Source organism: Streptomyces azureus, from assembly GCF_001270025.1.
In the GTDB taxonomy this organism is placed as follows: Bacteria; Actinomycetota; Actinomycetes; order Streptomycetales; family Streptomycetaceae; genus Streptomyces; species Streptomyces azureus.
Map to the genome: position 1 here is coordinate 26,921 of NZ_DF968232.1, position 14,673 is coordinate 41,593.

Here is a 14,673-nt window from a genome sequence, read left to right on the forward strand (position 1 = left end):
CCGTCCGGCGCCTGAAGAGGTCCGCTCCGCAAGAAGGAGGTCCGAATGACCAGCGAGACGGAGACCGGCGGCGTGACCGGTACGCAGGACAAGGACTACAACCTGATCTGGTACGTCGAGGCGTGCCTGAACAACGCCCTGCGTCTGGAGAGCTACATCCAGGACGCGGAGCGCGCCAAGGACACCGAGGTCGCGGACCTGTTCCGCAAGGCTCAGGCGGACAGCCGCAAGGGTGCCGAACTGGGCAAGAACCTCCTGCGCGCACGCCTCAACGGCGGCTGAGGCCCCACCGGGGTCACACGGCCCGGACATCGCCGGTCGGCGGGGTCCGGGCCCTTTCCGTGTCCGGGCGGCGGAACCATCCGGGCCGGTCCGGCCGGCCGGCGTGGGCCCTGCCCTCCTTCACGAGGTCAGAGCCGGAAGATTGCGCTCACCCGCTCGACGAGCTCGTCCTCCGGCATCGTGAGGTCGACGGTGACGGTGGGCAGCCGGAGGCGTGCGGTCTCCTCACGGAGGCGTTCCGTGAACATGTGGTCCCGTGCGGCGATGTTGTGGTTCGCCCGCTCCGGGTCGCTGGTCCTCACCGTGAAACTCCCTTCCGGCGTGGCCCGGCTCGTGAGCGCGGCCTGCCGGAACTCCGGTGTGGGCAGGAGCCAGACCGCGTGTCCGGGCTCGGTGAGCAGGGGCTTTACGAGGTGCGGCAGCAGGCGGAAGCCCTCGACGACGACACACGTCTCCCGCGGCATGCGCAGCAGGTCCTCGACGATCAGCCCGAAGCCCTCACCGCGAAACCAGTGAAATGTCTCGAGCATGGTCTCCGGAGACCGGTTCACCCAGCGCTCGTCCATGTCCATGGCCATGAACTCGTGCAGGAACGGGGCCTCGTCGGGCGTCGTCCGCCGGGCGTGATCCCCCATCACGTCGTCGGTCGAGTACAGACGCCAGCCCTGCCGATCGGCGAGTCTGCGGGCGATCGCGGACTTGCCCGCGGCGCTCCCGCCCCCGATCCAGTAGACGTGCCGCATGCCTCTGCTCTCCCGTGATCGCGCTCTGACTGTCAGTGGCGGACGCCACGATGCCGACAGCTCACCATCCCATCCCCGGACGAGGAGGAGCTGATCGTGCGCAAGCCGGTCGAGGGAGAGGTCCATGTGCAGTACGGCCAGATCTACGTCGAGACCGATCCGGACAGCTTCGGGCCGGGCCTCGCGGAGGCGTTCCCCGGGCAGAGTGCGGGACTGTGCGGGGCGGCGACACCGGGCGCCCTGTGGCTGAACACCGGGCTGCACACCGGCGATGTGGGCTTCACGGTCGAGGTGCACGAGCAGGCGCCGCCGCTGGATCCGGCCTGGGAGGACGTGCTGGAGGTGTCCTTCCGTCCGGTGTCGGCGGACAGCGCGCTGGTGGAATGGGGAGGGGGAGCCTCCTGGCAGCTCGAGGGCTACGCCCCGCCCTTCCGGGGCCGCAGGCCCCACGCGTGAGGACCGCGACGGCGGGGCTGTCCCTGCCTGTCCCCGGACAGCACCGCCGCCGGGCCCCCGACCCGCGAGGCACGTGACTGACCCCGCTCCGCCGGGTACCCGGGCGTTCCGCCAGGGCCGGCCGGGCGGCCGCTCGCGGCGCCGACCCGGTCGGCCGCCGGCCATGAGCCGAAGGAGCCCACGCATATGACGGACGTATCCGGTACCGGTCCCGCTCCGGGCGACGACCGCAAGGTCCTCACCAACCGCCAGGGCCATCCGGTCTACGACAACCAGAACCAGCGCACCATCGGCGCCCGCGGGCCCGCCACGCTGGAGAACTACCAGTTCCTGGAGAAGATCAGCCACTTCGACCGGGAACGCATCCCCGAGCGCGTCGTGCATGCCCGCGGCGTCACCGCCTACGGGCACTTCGAGGCCTACGGCACCTGGGGCGACGAGCCGATCAGCCGCTACACCCGGGCCAAACTGTTCCAGGAGCGCGGCAAACGCACGGACGTGGCGGTCCGCTTCTCCACCGTCATCGGCGGACGCGACTCCTCCGAAGCGGCCCGCGACCCGCGTGGTTTCGCGGTGAAGTTCTACACGCAGGACGGCAACTGGGACCTGGTCGGCAACAACCTCGGCGTCTTCTTCATCCGGGACGCGATCAAGTTCCCGGACGTCATCCACGCTCTCAAGCCGGACCCGGTGACCTTCGAGCAGCAGCCCGGCCGCATCTTCGACTTCATGTCGCAGACGCCCGAGGCCATGCACATGCTGGTCAACCTCTTCAGTCCGCGCGGCATCCCCGCGGACTACCGCCACATGCAGGGTTTCGGCGTCAACACGTACAAGTGGGTCAACGCCGACGGCGGCACCAAGCTCGTCAAGTACCACTGGATGCCCAAGCAGGGCGTGCGCAGCATGACCGAGGAGGACGCGGCCAACGTCCAGGCCGACTCCCTCGGCCACGCCACCAAGGACCTGTACGAGTCGGTGGCCCGCGGTGACTACCCGGAGTGGGAGCTTCTCGTCCAGATGATGGACGACCACGACCACCCCGAGCTCGACTTCGACCCGCTGGACGACACCAAGACCTGGCCCGAGCAGGACTTCCCGCCGAAGCCGGTCGGCCGGATGGTGCTCGACCGGATGCCGAAGGACTTCTTCGCCGAGAACGAGCAGATCTCCTTCGGCACCGGCGTCCTCGTCGACGGCCTGGACTTCTCCGACGACAAGATGCTCGTCGGCCGGACCTTCTCCTACAGCGACACCCAGCGCTACCGGGTCGGCCCGAACTACCTGCAACTGCCCGTCAACCAGGCCAAGAACGCGGACGTGCGCACCAACCAGCGCGACGGCCAGATGACGTACCACGTGGACGGGGGCGGCGAGAACCCGCAGGTCAACTACGAGCCGTCGATCACCGGCGGCCTGCGCGAGGCCCGCTACCCGACCCACGACGAGCAGGGACCCGTGATCGAGGGGCGGCTCACCCGCAAGCGCATCCCCCGTACCAACGACTACATGCAGGCAGGCCAGCGCTACCTGCTCCTGGAGGACTGGGAGCGCGACGACCTGGTGAAGAACTTCATCGACCTGCTGTCCCAGTGCGACCGGCCCGTCCAGGAGCGCATGGTCTGGCACTTCCTGCTGGTCGAGAACGACCTCGGCCTGCGGGTCGGCGAGGGGCTGGGCATCGGCCCGGAGGACGTGGCCGGTCTGGAGCCGCTGGCGAGCCAGGATCTCACGGACGAGGACCGCGAGCGCCTGGCCAACCTGGGCAAGAACCCGCCGCGTGACGTCGAGGGCCTCACCATGACCCACTGTGTGCCGGACGAACGGCACGTCGTGACCCGCTGACCGGTCACCCCGCCAGGGCGCTACGGGCCACCGCGAGGGCCTGCTCCGCATAGCTCCGGCCGAACAGCACGGCGTGCACCAGCAGTGGGAACAGCTGGTGCACGCCGACGCGGTCCGCCCAGCCGCCGGCCAGCGGCGCCTCCTGCTGATAGCCGTCCAGCACCTGCTCCAGATGCGGGCAGCCGAACAGACGCAGCATCGCCAGATCGGTCTCGCGGTGTCCGCCGTGCGCGGCCGGGTCGATCAGCCGGACATGCCCGTCGGCCGCCCACAGCACGTTGCCGTTCCACAGATCGCCGTGCAGCCGCGCGGGCGGCTCGGCGGGGCCCGCCAGCTCCGGCAGTTGCCCGCACAGGCGTTCCACATCGGTCGCCTCGCCGGGCTGGACGGTGCCCTGGTCGACCGCGCGCCGCAGATACGGCAGCACGCGATGCTCGGCGTACCAGCCCGGCCAGTCGGTGCCGGGTTCGTTGCGCATCGGGGCGAGCCCGATGTACGCGTCCGCCGGGCCCTCCGGGGGCGGCGCGCCGAACGCGGGCGCCCCGGCGGCGTGCAGAGCGGCCAGGTCACGGCCGAAGCGGACCGCCGCCTCCCGGCTCGGCCGCCCCCGCGTGACCCGGTCGACGACCAGCCAGTTCCCGTCGTGGCCGTGCACGTCCGGTACCCGCACCGTGCCGGCGCCGGCCAGCCAGCGCAGTCCGGCCGCCTCGGCCCGCGTTGCCCCCGGATCGTCGGCACGCTTGACGATCACCACCCGCCCGTCGTCGAGCGTGACCTCGGCGAGGGCCCCGGACAGCGGCCGTTCCCCGGTGACCACCCGCCCGGTGAGCCGGGCCACGACATCCGTAGGGGCGGTCATACGCACTCCTCACCTGGGTCCGAGCTTGATCGAACACCCAGAGTACGACCGCGCCTCCAGGGGCCCGGCACTCAGCCTTCGGACCCGCGATCGCGTGCAGTGGTGCGGAACATTCCGGATACCCCCGTTGTGGTCTTCTCCCCGTGCTCCCCGAGCCGCGGCGGACCGCTCGCCCGGGGAGCCGATCGCAGGAGTAGACCTCTCGTACCGGGCCGCCGTAGCGCGTCGCTCTGCGGCCGTTTCGATTCCGGGACATTCGCCACCTCCCGGTCACGCGGGACGGTGAAATCCCGCCGCCCGCCGACAGAACCGGCCGCCGTCGGGGGACCAGTCGGAGCATGACGAGTTCATCGTTCCAGCGCACCATCGCCCTGCCCGCCCCTGTGTGCGAACAGGCCGCACAGCACCTGGAGCAGGCCGCGCACCGGGCCGTCGACGGGGCCGCGATCCCCCTGAAGGCGTTCCGCGCCGCCGCCGACAGCGACTTCATCCTCCCCGCGCCGATCGTCGAGCAGGCGGCGGCCTGCCTGCTGGTCCTGGCCACGGAGACCGCCCAGACCGTACGTCCCTCCGCCCTGCGCGCCACCATCAGCGTCGCGCTGCGGCTGCGGGATGCCGTGGAACTGTCGCATCAGCCGGCTCTCAGCAGCAGGTTCTGGTAAGGCGGGGTTGACGGCGGGGCCGGTGCGTCAGGTCTGGCGGAAGGTGACCCCGACCTGCTTGCGGCGCAGCTCCTCCAGCGTGGCGCGCTGCCGCCGGGCCCGTTCGATGAGGTCGTCGAGCTGCCGCGCGTCGAGGCGTGCGTCCGTGGCGGCCAGGTCGCGGAGCGTTTGCCAGCCGGCCGTCTTGCCCTCCACTCCCAGACCCATCGCCTCCAGCTCCCACAACGTGCTCAGCGGAGATCGCCGCACCAGGCTGCCGTTGCTCTTCAGCCGGCTCATCTGCTCGGCCGCCCGGCCCGCGTAGACCTTGTAGCGCCGCACCGGGACGTCGAGCCGCCGCATGATGTGGAGCAGGCTCGCCCGGTCCTCGGCGATCTCGGCGGCGACCGGGGCCAGGGCATCGGAGAGTGCCGTACCCCGGCACGAGCGCAGCAGGTAGCGAATCCGCGCGGTCCCGGCGGTGGCGCCGGCGAGATGGTCGTTGAGGTAGATGCCCAGCAGCGACATGTCGGTGGCCGGAGCACGGGGGGCGCCCGGCGGATCCGTTCGCTGTTCCGTCATGACAGTGCTCCTGTCCTGCTCCGGCCCTGCCCCAGAGCGGCCGGAACAGGGGGTTCGCCGGACCTTTCCGGCTTGCGGAAGGTTACCCGGGGCGGGTGCCCGGGGCCTTCCCGGCGAAACGGGACCAGCCTTCCTGCGTACGAGCCTTGTTTCGGTGTGGCCGAGGCCACAGCCTGGACGAGGTCCCGATCACGTCCGGGGGCGCGGGGCGGCGGCTACCGTCTACGGGCAGATCCCCCGCTTCTCCACCCCTCTCGGACGGCCCGGCAGTGCAAGCAGATCTCTCCCCGGTCATCGCGGCGACCGCCCAGTGGCTGACCCGTGCCTTCCCCGCCTCCGGCGGAGCGCTCGCCTCCGCGCTGTGCGAGGTGCAGGCCCGGCAGGCCGTGACGGTCGCGGCATGGCTCAGGTACCCGACGGCGATGGACGCCGCCCTGGTCGACGTGGCGGGCCCGGGCGGCTCCGCGCGGCTGGACTGGGTCACCGGCGCCGACGCGTCCCTGGGCGACGGCGTGGACGTGCACGCCTGGCGCACCTGGGACGAGGTCGTGGCCAGCTGGGCGGCCAGTCTGCTCACCGACCCGGAGCTGGCCGCCCTGGCGGTGGCCGCGCTCGCCGAGGGCACCCACAGCGCCGGCGCACCGGCCGAGTTCCGCCGGCTCGTCGCGCCCGACGACAGCGACCAGCGCGCCGCCGCCCTGCTGCGCCACCCCGACCTGCTCGCCCCCGTGGCCGAACTGCACCACTCCCAACTCCTCGACCTCCTGCACCCGGGCCGCACACTGATCGCCTGACGCGGGGCTGCCCCTGACGGGGCCCGCCCTCACCGGCTCACGGCGGCCTCGGCCCGCCGGCCTTCGGCGGTCCTCCGAACCGGAACGGTCCTCCGAACCGCGACAGCCCCCCGGAACCGCGACCGCGTTGGTTCTCCGATGCGCGGCGGGGTTGGCCCGCCGTCCCGCGACCGCGTTGGTTCCCCGATCCGCGACGGCGCCGGCCCCCGTCCGCGGCGGCGTCGGTGCGCAGACCCGCGGCGGCCTCGGTCCGTCGGCGCGCCGCGGGTTCGCCCCGCCGCCCGCCGCGGTTCCGCCCGCCGGTCCGAGCGCCCGCCCCGCACGCACGCCCCGTCGCAGGCTGGACGAGCACCCCCTCCCGCTCCCAGCTCCACCCACGCCCCGACCTGCGCGAACAGCCGGTAACTTCAGCCCCTCACCCTCCGTGACTCACCGGTTTGCCGTACGCGACCGTGCCGCGGGCGCAGCGTCGGCGGACGCTGATCGTGGGCTCGACGGCCTCCGGCCACCCTCAGCGGTCCGAGGCGCACACCGTCGTGCCGGGCCATACGCCGCTGACGGAGGAGAGACCGAGATGACCACCGCCCTGTCACGGAGCTGGGAACACGCCGTCGTCACGGGCGGCGCCGGTTTCGTCGGCTCCCACCTGTGCGCCGCCCTGCTGGACGCGGGCGCGGCCGTCACCTGCGTGGACGACTTCAGCACCGGCCGGCCCGAGAACATATCCCCGCTGCTCGAACGGCCCGGCTTCACGCTCGTGCAGGCCAACGTCTCCGAAGGCCTGCGGACCAAGCGAAGGCCCGACCTCGTCCTGCACTTCGCCTCCCCGGCGTCCCCGGCGGACTATCTGCGACTGCCGCTGCACACCATGGAGACGGGCAGCCTCGGCACCCGAAACGCCCTGGAACTCGCACGGTCCTCCCGCGCCCGCTTCGTCCTCGCCTCGACCTCCGAGGTCTACGGCGACCCGCAGCAGAACCCCCAGGACGAGCGCTACTGGGGCAACGTCAACCCGGTCGGCCCGCGCAGCGTCTACGACGAGGCCAAACGCTTCGGCGAGGCGCTGACCACCGCCCACGCCGACACCCACGGCACCGACACCTGCATCGTGCGGCTGTTCAACACCTACGGCCCGCGGATGCGCGGCCACGACGGACGCGCGGTGCCGACCTTCGTGCGGCAGGCCCTGGCCGGCGAGCCCCTCACCGTGACCGGCGACGGCCGGCAGACCCGGTCGCTGTGCTACGTCGACGACACCGTCCGCGGCATCCTCGCGGCGGCCGCCCACGGCATGCGCGGCCCCGTCAACATCGGCAACCCGACCGAGATCACCATGCTCGACCTGGCCCGGCTGGTCGTAGAACTCGCCGGCTCCCCGTCGGAGATCCGCTTCATCGAACGCCCGGTGGACGACCCGGCCGTGCGCTGCCCGGACATCACGCTGGCCCGCGACAAGCTCGGCTGGGAACCGCAGGTGCGCGCCGAGGAGGGACTGCGGCGCACGATCGCCTGGTTCCGCGAGGACGGAACCGACGACTGACCCGCCCGGGCCCCCCGCACCACCGCGTCCGGATTTCTCCCGACCGCCGAAAGGGCCGCCACCCTCATGCGCATCCTCGGAATCAACGCCCTCTTCCACGACCCCGCCGCCGCCCTGGTGGTCGACGGGCGGACCGTCGCCGCCGCGGAGGAGGAGCGGTTCTCCCGGCGCAAGCACGGGAAGAGACCCCTGCCGTTCTCCGCCTGGGAGCTGCCCGAGAAGGCCGCCGCCTGGTGCCTGAAGCGGGCCGGGCTGCGCCCGCAGGACCTCGACGCGGTCACCTACTCCTTCGACCCGGCACTCGCCCGGCCCGCCGGGGACATGGGCCTGGACGACCCGTGGGACCACCTGCGGCTGACCTACGCCCGCGAGGCACCCGGATTCCTGCGGACGGCCCTGCCCGGCCTCGACCCCGGCATCGTCCGCTTCGTGCCGCACCACATGGCCCACGCCGCATCCAGCGCCTTCGCCGCACCGGACGCCGGCGACTCGTCCGTGCTGGTCCTGGACGGCCGCGGCGAACGCGCCTCCCACCTCGCCGCACGCCGCGTGAGGGACCGGCTGGAAGCGCTGCACGCACAGGACCTGCCGCACTCGCTCGGCCTCGTCTACGAGGAACTCACCGAACACCTCGGCTTCCTGCGCTCCTCCGACGAGTTCAAGGTGATGGCGCTCGCCTCCCACGGAACCCCGCGCATGCTCTCCGAACTGCGCCGCCACGTTTACCCGACCGGCGACGGCGGCTTCCACGCCACCGGCGTGCCGTGGCAGGAGCTGTGCGCGCCGCGCGGGGCCGACGAGCCGTGGACGCAGGACCACGCCGACGTCGCCGCCAGCGCCCAGGCCGTGCTGGAGGAGACCCTGCTCGACCTGGTGCGCTGGCTGCACGGCCGTACCCACGACCAGGTGCTCACGCTCGCGGGAGGCGTCGCCCTCAACTGCGTGGCCAACTCCCGTATCGCCCGCGAGGGCCCCTTCTCCCGGGTTTGGGTGCAGCCCGCCGCCGGAGACGCCGGCACCGCCCTGGGCGGCGCCCTGCTGCTGTCCGCCGGCGAGGGCGACGAGCCGGAGCCCATGACCGGCACCGACCTCGGCCGGGACTGGTCCGACGCGGAGCTCGGAGCCTGGCTGAAGACGGCCGCCGTGCCCTTCGAAAGGCCCCCGGACATCGCCGCCACCGTCGCCCGGGCCCTCGCGGACAACGCGATCGTCGCCTGGTTCCAGGGCCGCTCCGAATACGGCCCCCGGGCGCTCGGCCATCGCTCGCTGCTCGCCCACCCGGGGCACGCGGGCAACCTGGAACGGCTCAACGACGTCAAGGGCCGCGAGCAGTTCCGGCCCGTCGCCCCCATGGTCCTCACCGACCGCGCCGCCGAGATCTTCGACGGCCCGCTGCCCAGCCCGTACATGCTGTTCGTGCACGACGTCGCCCCGGCCTGGCGGGACCGCATCCCGGCCGTCGTCCACGTCGACGGCACCGCCCGCATCCAGACCGTCAACCCGGCTCGCGAACCGCTGGTGGCCCGGATGCTGGGCGAGTTCGAGCGGCACACCGGACTGCCCGTGGTGGTCAACACCAGCCTCAACACCGCCGGGCGGCCCATGGTCGACGACCCGCGCGACGCCCTGGAGTGCTTCGGCTCCGCGCCCGTCGACCTGCTGGCCATCGGCCCGTACGCCATCCGCCGCGGCGACCTGTTCCGTTCCGAGGACGCCGGAGGCCTGCGATGACCGAGCGCGACGCCCGCACACGGGACGCCGAGTACGCCGTCGTCGTCCCGACCCTCGGCCGGCCCAGTCTGCGCGTGTGCCTGCACGCCCTGGCCGAGGCGAGCGGGCCGGGGCCGGCCCGGGTGGTCCTCGTCGACGACCGGCCCGGCCCGGCCCGCCTGCCCCTCACCGCCGACGTCCCGCCGTCCCTGCGCTCGCGCACCATCGTCGTACCCGGCGGGGCGCGCGGCCCCGCCGCCGCACGCAACCTCGGCTGGCGGGCGGCCGGTGACGTGCCCTGGATCGTCTTCCTCGACGACGACGTCGTACCCGGGCCCACCTGGGGCGACGACCTGACGCTCGACCTGGCCGCGGCGACGGAGCGGACCGCCGGGATCGCCGCCCGGATCGAGGTGCCGGTGCCCACCGACCGCCGCCCGACCGACTGGGAACGCAACACCGCCGGACTCGCCGCCGCCCGCTGGATCACCGCGGACATGGCGTACCGCCGCGCCGCGCTGGCCGCCGTCGGCGGCTTCGACGAGCGCTTCCGGCGGGCCTTCCGGGAGGACGCCGACCTCGCCCTGCGCATCCTCGACGCCGGCTGGACGCTCACCGGGGGGCGCCGCACCACCACCCACCCCGTGCGGTCGGCCGGGCGCTGGACCTCCGTCCGTCTCCAGGCCGGCAACGCCGACGACGTGCTGATGACCCGGCTGCACGGCCGCCACTGGTGGCGCCGGGCTCAGGCGCACCGCGGGCGGCTGCCCGCCCACCTGGCCGTCACCGGGGCGGGGGTGACCGCGCTCGGCTGCGCCCTGCTCGACCGGCACCGGCCGGCCGGGGTCTGTGCCGCCGCATGGCTGGCCGGCACGACCGAGTTCGCCCTGGCCCGGATCCTGCCCGGGCCGCGCACCCGCGACGAGGTGCTCACCATGGTCGTGACCAGCGTGCTCATCCCGCCGGCCGCGACCTGGCACTGGCTGCGCGGGCGACTCGCCCACCGTACGGCCCGGCCGCTCACCCCGCTCGGGACCGGCGAGCCGGCCCCCGCGGCCCGCCCGGCGGTCAGGGAACGGCTGCGGTCATGACCCGGCCCACCGGTCCATGGCTGCTCTCCGGGCCGTACGGGTCCACCGGCGTGCGGCGGCTCCCGCACGCGCACGACCCCGGCGGGCCGCTCCCCGCGGCTGTCCTCTTCGATCGCGACGGCACCCTCGTCGCCGACGTCCCCTACAACGGGGACCCGGCGCGGGTCGCGCCCATGCCGAGGGCCCGGGAGGCCCTCGACGCCGTGCGCGCCGCCGGGATTCCCGTCGGCGTCGTGACGAACCAGTCGGGCGTGGCCCGTGGCCTGCTGACCGCCCGCCAGGTCGAGGACGTACGCCTGAGGGTGGAGGACCTGCTCGGGCCGTTCGCCGTCTGGGCCGTGTGCCCGCACGGGCCGGCGGAGGGCTGCGGCTGCCGCAAACCCGCACCCGGCCTGGTCCTGGCAGCGTGCCGCAGGCTTGCCGTCCCGCCCGAACGCACCGTCGTCACCGGCGACATCGGGGCCGACATGGAGGCCGCGCGCGCCGCCGGGGCCCGCGGCGTCCTGGTCCCCACGGCTGCCACCCGCCCCGAGGAGACCACGGCGGCCGATACGACGGCAGCCGACCTGCTCGCTGCGGTTCGCCTCGTCCTCGACTCGGTTCCCGTCGCCGCGTCGGCGGGAGAGACACGACGGCATCCCGGTACGGCGACGGGGGAGTGGCGGAGCAGCCCGGCCGGGCCGGTCGGCGCACCGCGCCGGCGCCGGGTCGCGCCGGCAGCGGTACCGCGCGGCCACCCCGCCCTGCCGACGGGGGAGCCGCGATGACCCCCTTCCGTTCCCGCAGCCGCCTGCCCCGGACCCTCGTCGTCCGCCTCGACAGCGCCGGCGACGTGCTCCTGGCCGGGCCCGCCGTGCGGGCCGTCGCGGCCGGGTCCTCGTACACCGCGTTGCTGTGCGGGCCGCAGGGCGCCGCGGCGGGGCGGATGCTGCCCGGGGCGGACGACGTGCTGACCTACGACGCCCCCTGGGTCGGGCTGGAGCCGCCGCCGGTCAAGCGGGCGGCCACCCGGCGGTTGATGGAGACGCTCACGGCGGGCCGCTTCGACCGGGCGCTCGTCCTCGTGTCGTACCACCAGAGCCCGCTGCCGATCGCCCTGCTGCTGAAACTCGCCGGGATCGGATGGACCGCCGGCGACAGCGAGGACTACCCGGGCGCGCTGCTCGACCTGCGGCACCGCAGACCGCCGCACCGCCACGAGGCCCTCGCCGCCCTCGACCTGGCCCGCGCCGCCGGTTTCGCCCTTCCGCCCGGCGATGACGGCGGACTGCGCGTCACACCGCCGCCCCGCACCACCGACCTCACCGGGCCCGAGCCGTACGTCGTCGTCCACCCCGGCGCCGCCGTCCCCGCCCGGGCCTGGACCCCCGGCCGGGCGGCACGGGCCGTCGCCGCCCTGTCCGCCGAGGGTTACCGGGTCGTCGTCACCGGAGGCCGCGCCGAGCGGGAGCTGACCGCGCGGGTCGCCGGGCGGCACGCGCTGGACCTCGGCGGCGCCACCGACCTGCCGCATCTGGCCGGAGTCCTCGCCGGAGCGCGGGTCGTGGTGGCCGGGAACACCGGCCCGGCCCATCTCGCCGCCGCCGTCGGCACGCCCGTCGTCAGCCTCTTCGCACCGGTCGTGCCGGCCGAACGGTGGTCCCCCTACGGCGTACCGCACGTCCTGCTCGGCGACCGGCACGCCGCGTGCGCGGACACCCGGGCCCGGCACTGCCCCGTGCCGGGACACCCCTGCCTGGACGGCATCGGCGACGCCGAGGTGCTGGCCGCCGTGGCGGCCCTCACGGACGACCCGGCGGACCAGGGAGAACAGACGGAGCGAGGAGCGGCCGTATGAACATCCTGCTGTGGCATGTGCACGGCTCCTGGACGACCGCGTTCGTCCAGGGCCCGCACACCTACCTTGTCCCCGTGACCCCGGGCCGTGACCCGGACGGCCTGGGGCGGGCCCGTACCTTCTCCTGGCCGTCCTCGGTGCGCGAGGTCACCCCCGGGGAACTCCGCGAGACGCCCGTGGACCTGGTCGTCCTGCAACGGCCGCACGAACCGGAGCTGGCCGAACGCTGGCTCGGCGGACGCCGCCCCGGCCGGGACGTGCCCGCGCTGTACCTGGAGCACAACGCGCCCGACGGTGACGTACCGGACACCCGGCATCCGTGCGCCGACCGCGCCGATCTGACGATCGTGCACGTCACGCACTTCAACCGGCTGTTCTGGGACTGCGGAACCACCCGGACCGAGGTCGTCGAACACGGCATCGTCGACCCGGGCCACCGCTACACCGGCCGGCTCGCGCGCGCCGCCGTCGTCGTCAACGAGCCCGTGCGACGCGCCCGGTACACCGGTACGGACCTGCTGCCCGCCCTGGCCGAGGCGGTGCCGCTCGACGTGTTCGGCATGGGCACCGAGGGCCTGGCCGGCCACCTCGGCCTGCCACCGGACCGGTGCCGCACCGCCGACCTGCCCCAGAGCGAGCTGCACACGGCCATGGCCGAACGCCGCATGTACCTGCACCCGGTGCGCTGGACCTCCCTCGGCCTGTCCCTGCTGGAGGCGATGCACCTCGGCCTGCCCGTCCTGGCCCTCGCCACCACCGAGGCCGTCGAGGCGGTGCCGCGCGGCGCGGGCACCCTCTCCACCCGGCCCGACGTCCTGGCCCGCGCCGCCCGCCGCTACCTCCACGAACCCGAGGCCGCGGCCGCGGACGGAGCCCGCGCCCGGCAGGCGGCCCTCGAACGCTACGGGCTCAAGCGCTTCCTGGCCGACTGGGAGCGCCTGATCACGGAGGTGTGCTCATGACCCCGTCCCTCAGCCCCTTCCCCGCCGGACCCCTCGGCGGCGACCCCCTCGACCCGGGCGTCCTCGCGATCGCGCTCGTCTCGGAGCACGCGAGTCCCCTCGCCGCGCTCGGCGGGGTCGACGCCGGCGGTCAGAACGTCCACGTCGCCTGCCTCGCCGGGGCGCTCGCCGACCGCGGTCACCGCGTCACCGTCTACACCCGCCGTGACGCGCCCGACCTGCCCTGCCGGGTGGAGCTGCGCGACGGTGTCGAGGTGCACCACGTCCCCGCCGGACCGGCCGAGCCCCTCCCCAAGGACGAACTCCTGCCGTACATGGGCGAGTTCGGCCGTTATCTGGCACGCGGCTGGCGCACCCGGGCCCCCGACCTCGTGCACTCGCACTACTGGATGTCGGGCCTGGCCGCGCTGCGGGCGACCCGCGCGCACGGGTTGCCCCTGCTGCACACGTACCACGCCCTCGGCACCGTGAAGCGACGGCACCAGCGCCACGCCGACACCAGCCCGCCGGAGCGGATCCCCGGCGAGACCGAGATCGGGCTGGGCTGCGACCGGGTCGTCGCCACCTGCCGGGACGAGGCCGCCGAACTGACCCGCATGGGCATACCCCGGCACAAGATCGGTATCGTGCCGTGTGGCGTCGACCCCGACCGGTTCACCCCGAAGGGCCCGGCCGCGCCACGCGGACCGTACCCGCACCGGCTGCTCCAGCTGGGCCGGCTGGTGCCGCGCAAGGGCGCCGCGGTGGCCGTCGCCGCGCTGGCCCGGCTGCCCGGCACCGAGCTCGTCGTGGTCGGCGGGCCGCCCGCGGACCGGCTCGACGACGACCCGGAGGTGCGCCGGCTGCGCGGCATCGCCCGGGACGCCGGCGTCGCCGACCGGGTCCGCTTCACCGGCGCCGTGCCCAGCGAGAAGGTGCCGCCGCTGCTGCGCTCCGCCGACGTCGTGGTGTGCCCCGCCGACTACGAACCCTTCGGCATCGTCCCGCTGGAAGCCATGGCCTGCGGTGTGCCCGTCGTGGCCAGCGCGGTCGGCGGGCAGCTCGACACCGTCACAGACCCCGGCACCGGACGGCTGGTGCCGCCCCGCGACCCCGAAGCCCTGGCCCGCGCCGTCGCCGGCCTGCTCGCCGACCCGGCGGCCCGCGCTGCGTGCGGGGCGACCGGCCGCCGCCGGGTCCTGGGCCGCTACGGCTGGGGCCAGGTCGCCGCGGCCACCGAGTCCGCCTACTGCGAGGTCCTCGACGCCGAGCCCGCCGCGACGGGCTCCGGCTGAAGCGAACCGTCCCCGACCCGCCGGCCGTCGCCGACGCCCGAAGACCGAAGGAGGTGT

General features: G+C 74.2%; 15 protein-coding genes. 12 read left to right on the top strand and 3 right to left on the bottom strand.

All coding sequences use genetic code 11. From position 1 onward, the window contains the following. The first annotated feature begins 45 nt into the window (after window positions 1–45). Window positions 46–282 (top strand): hypothetical protein, encoded by a 237-nt coding sequence (locus AOQ53_RS09930; RefSeq protein WP_020276938.1) that lies wholly within the window; start codon window positions 46–48, stop codon window positions 280–282. Window positions 283–410: 128 nt separating this feature from the next. On the opposite strand, the gene AOQ53_RS09935 is transcribed toward AOQ53_RS09930, so the two are convergent. Then, on the bottom strand, window positions 411–1,025 hold the full coding sequence (locus AOQ53_RS09935; protein ID WP_059416631.1) for a hypothetical protein: 615 nt from the start codon (window positions 1,023–1,025) through the stop codon (window positions 411–413). A 96-nt stretch (window positions 1,026–1,121) separates the two neighbouring features. On the opposite strand from AOQ53_RS09935, the gene AOQ53_RS09940 reads away from it, so the two are divergent. Both AOQ53_RS09940 and AOQ53_RS09945 read left to right on the top strand, forming a co-directional pair. Next, window positions 1,122–1,481, top strand: coding sequence for a hypothetical protein (locus AOQ53_RS09940; RefSeq protein ID WP_059416632.1), 360 nt, complete (start codon window positions 1,122–1,124; stop codon window positions 1,479–1,481). Between the two features lie 186 nt (window positions 1,482–1,667). Then, on the top strand, window positions 1,668–3,326 hold the full coding sequence (locus tag AOQ53_RS09945) for a catalase (protein WP_059416633.1): 1,659 nt from the start codon (window positions 1,668–1,670) through the stop codon (window positions 3,324–3,326). 4 nt (window positions 3,327–3,330) lie between these two features. Here the strand turns inward: AOQ53_RS09945 and AOQ53_RS09950 are convergent, their stop codons facing one another. Beyond that, a complete protein-coding gene (locus AOQ53_RS09950) occupies window positions 3,331–4,185 on the bottom strand; it encodes a fructosamine kinase family protein (protein ID WP_059416634.1) in 855 nt (284 codons plus the stop codon). Window positions 4,186–4,523: 338 nt separating this feature from the next. Here AOQ53_RS09950 and AOQ53_RS09955 point away from each other — a divergent pair, with 338 nt between their 5' ends. Then, window positions 4,524–4,847, top strand: a complete 324-nt coding sequence (locus AOQ53_RS09955; RefSeq protein WP_059416635.1) for a hypothetical protein — start codon at window positions 4,524–4,526, stop codon at window positions 4,845–4,847. 27 nt (window positions 4,848–4,874) lie between these two features. Here the strand turns inward: AOQ53_RS09955 and AOQ53_RS09960 are convergent, their stop codons facing one another. Then, window positions 4,875–5,408 carry a hypothetical protein gene (locus tag AOQ53_RS09960; RefSeq protein WP_059416636.1) on the bottom strand — a complete coding sequence of 178 codons (534 nt, stop codon included), beginning with the start codon at window positions 5,406–5,408 and terminating at the stop codon, window positions 4,875–4,877. A 269-nt stretch (window positions 5,409–5,677) separates the two neighbouring features. Between AOQ53_RS09960 and AOQ53_RS09965 the strand changes: the two genes are divergently transcribed. The 8 genes from AOQ53_RS09965 to AOQ53_RS10000 all read left to right on the top strand — a co-directional run bounded on the left by AOQ53_RS09965 (window position 5,678) and on the right by AOQ53_RS10000 (window position 14,616). Continuing rightward, window positions 5,678–6,202 carry a hypothetical protein gene (locus AOQ53_RS09965; RefSeq protein ID WP_059416637.1) on the top strand — a complete coding sequence of 175 codons (525 nt, stop codon included), beginning with the start codon at window positions 5,678–5,680 and terminating at the stop codon, window positions 6,200–6,202. Between the two features lie 574 nt (window positions 6,203–6,776). Next, complete coding sequence (locus tag AOQ53_RS09970; protein WP_059416638.1) at window positions 6,777–7,742, top strand: NAD-dependent epimerase/dehydratase family protein; 966 nt, start codon at window positions 6,777–6,779, stop codon at window positions 7,740–7,742. Window positions 7,743–7,808: 66 nt separating this feature from the next. Next, a complete protein-coding gene (locus AOQ53_RS09975) occupies window positions 7,809–9,473 on the top strand; it encodes a carbamoyltransferase family protein (RefSeq protein WP_059416639.1) in 1,665 nt (554 codons plus the stop codon). Further along, complete coding sequence (locus tag AOQ53_RS09980) at window positions 9,470–10,543, top strand: glycosyltransferase family 2 protein (protein ID WP_059416640.1); 1,074 nt, start codon at window positions 9,470–9,472, stop codon at window positions 10,541–10,543. Before AOQ53_RS09975 ends, AOQ53_RS09980 begins: the two co-directional genes overlap by 4 nt. Then, window positions 10,540–11,310: a D-glycero-alpha-D-manno-heptose-1,7-bisphosphate 7-phosphatase gene (locus AOQ53_RS09985; RefSeq protein ID WP_059416641.1), complete on the top strand. Its 771-nt coding sequence runs from the start codon at window positions 10,540–10,542 to the stop codon at window positions 11,308–11,310. Before AOQ53_RS09980 ends, AOQ53_RS09985 begins: the two co-directional genes overlap by 4 nt. Continuing rightward, on the top strand, window positions 11,307–12,380 hold the full coding sequence (locus tag AOQ53_RS09990) for a glycosyltransferase family 9 protein (protein ID WP_059416686.1): 1,074 nt from the start codon (window positions 11,307–11,309) through the stop codon (window positions 12,378–12,380). The genes AOQ53_RS09985 and AOQ53_RS09990 overlap by 4 nt, the downstream gene beginning before the upstream one ends. Next, window positions 12,377–13,342 (top strand): glycosyltransferase, encoded by a 966-nt coding sequence (locus AOQ53_RS09995; protein ID WP_059416642.1) that lies wholly within the window; start codon window positions 12,377–12,379, stop codon window positions 13,340–13,342. The genes AOQ53_RS09990 and AOQ53_RS09995 overlap by 4 nt, the downstream gene beginning before the upstream one ends. After that, window positions 13,339–14,616 carry a glycosyltransferase gene (locus AOQ53_RS10000; protein ID WP_174523258.1) on the top strand — a complete coding sequence of 426 codons (1,278 nt, stop codon included), beginning with the start codon at window positions 13,339–13,341 and terminating at the stop codon, window positions 14,614–14,616. Before AOQ53_RS09995 ends, AOQ53_RS10000 begins: the two co-directional genes overlap by 4 nt. Window positions 14,617–14,673: the final 57 nt, after the last annotated feature.